A 2,168-nucleotide genomic window follows, 5' to 3' on the forward strand; every position below is an offset into this window, starting at 1 on the left:
AAAGCCCTGGGCTCAACCTAGGAATTGCACTTAAAACTGGTTAACTAGAGTATTGTAGAGGAAGGTAGAATTCCACGTGTAGCGGTGAAATGCGTAGAGATGTGGAGGAATACCGGTGGCGAAGGCGGCCTTCTGGACAGATACTGACGCTGAGATGCGAAAGCGTGGGGAGCAAACAGGATTAGATACCCTGGTAGTCCACGCTGTAAACGATGTCGATTTGGAGTTTGTTGCCTAGAGTGATGGGCTCCGAAGCTAACGCGATAAATCGACCGCCTGGGGAGTACGGCCGCAAGGTTAAAACTCAAATGAATTGACGGGGGCCCGCACAAGCGGTGGAGCATGTGGTTTAATTCGATGCAACGCGAAGAACCTTACCTGGTCTTGACATCCACAGAATCCTGTAGAGATATGGGAGTGCCTTCGGGAACTGTGAGACAGGTGCTGCATGGCTGTCGTCAGCTCGTGTTGTGAAATGTTGGGTTAAGTCCCGCAACGAGCGCAACCCTTATCCTTTGTTGCCATCGGTTCGGCCGGGAACTCAAAGGAGACTGCCGTTGATAAAGCGGAGGAAGGTGGGGACGACGTCAAGTCATCATGGCCCTTACGACCAGGGCTACACACGTGCTACAATGGCGTATACAAAGGGAGGCGACCTCGCGAGAGCAAGCGGACCTCATAAAGTACGTCTAAGTCCGGATTGGAGTCTGCAACTCGACTCCATGAAGTCGGAATCGCTAGTAATCGTGAATCAGAATGTCACGGTGAATACGTTCCCGGGCCTTGTACACACCGCCCGTCACACCATGGGAGTGGGTTGCACCAGAAGTAGATAGCTTAACCTTCGGGAGGGCGTTTACCACGGTGTGGTTCATGACTGGGGTGAAGTCGTAACAAGGTAACCGTAGGGGAACCTGCGGTTGGATCACCTCCTTACGAAGAGCTCGTAAGTGTTCACACAGATTGTTTGTTTAGAATAGAAATAATTCAGTCCCCTTCGTCTAGAGGCCTAGGACATCGCCCTTTCACGGCGGTAACAGGGGTTCGAATCCCCTAGGGGACGCCATAAAGTGCGACGGAATTATTTTTAAAAAATTATGTTTGTATTTGCTTGGTTTAGTGTTTGAGTGAATAGAAAGATAAAGCTCTTTAACAATTAGGAACAAGCTGAAAGAAACGAGTTCTCGTTTTTACGGAAAGCTTTTATTTTTGGTTTAATGATATATTTGATAAAAATTGAGTTAAGCTGATTAAATTAAAAGTATTGAAGTAAAAAAGAGAAAAAAGCGTAAATTGAAAACCAAGACAACTGTGAGTTGTAAGGTTAAGAAATTAAGCGTACACGGTGGATGCCTAGGCAATCAGAGGCGAAGAAGGACGTGTTAATCTGCGAAAAGCGACGGTGAGCCGATAAAAGGCGCTATAGCCGTTGATGTCCGAATGGGGAAACCCAGTGTAGGTGACTACACTATCATATAATGAATTCATAGTTATATGAGGCTAACCGGGAGAACTGAAACATCTAAGTACCCCGAGGAAAAGAAATCAACCGAGATTCCCTAAGTAGCGGCGAGCGAAAGGGGAGGAGCCCAAGCGGGTAGCATGATGTATTAGTGGAAGCGTCTGGAAAGTCGCACGATAGAGGGTGAAAGTCCCGTACATGAAAATGCATGATGTGGAAGCTTATAGAGTAGGGCGGGACACGTGATATCCTGTCTGAAGAAGGGGGGACCATCCTCCAAGGCTAAATACTCCTGATTGACCGATAGTGAACCAGTACCGTGAGGGAAAGGCGAAAAGAACCCCGGGAGGGGAGTGAAATAGACCCTGAAACCGTGTACGTACAATCAGTGGGAGCTGTTACCGTTGGGTAATAGTGACTGCGTACCTTTTGTATAATGGGTCAGCGACTTATATTCTGTAGCGAGGTTAACCGAATAGGGGAGCCGAAGGGAAACCGAGTATTAACTGTGCGTTAAGTTGCAGGGTATAGACCCGAAACCCGGTGATCTAGCCATGGGCAGGTTGAAGGTTGGTTAACACTAACTGGAGGACCGAACCGACTAATGTTGAAAAATTAGCGGATGACCTGTGGCTGGGGGTGAAAGGCCAATCAAACCGGGAGATAGCTGGTTCTCCCCGAAAGCTATTTAGGTAGCGCCTCATGA

At 48.0% G+C, this 2,168-nt stretch carries 1 tRNA gene and 2 rRNA genes; all 3 read left to right on the plus strand.

Annotated elements, in window-relative coordinates:
• A 16S ribosomal RNA gene (locus A9G42_RS05020) occupies positions 1–936 on the plus strand; the annotation flags it as partial.
• A 54-nt stretch (positions 937–990) separates the two neighbouring features.
• Positions 991–1,066 (plus strand) — tRNA-Glu (locus A9G42_RS05025).
• Positions 1,067–1,322: 256 nt separating this feature from the next.
• Positions 1,323–2,168, plus strand: a 23S ribosomal RNA gene (locus A9G42_RS05030); the annotation flags it as partial.

Origin of the sequence: Gilliamella sp. Nev6-6, assembly GCF_001690605.1 — a bacterium.
GTDB classification, from domain to species: Bacteria; Pseudomonadota; Gammaproteobacteria; order Enterobacterales; family Orbaceae; genus Gilliamella; species Gilliamella apicola_C.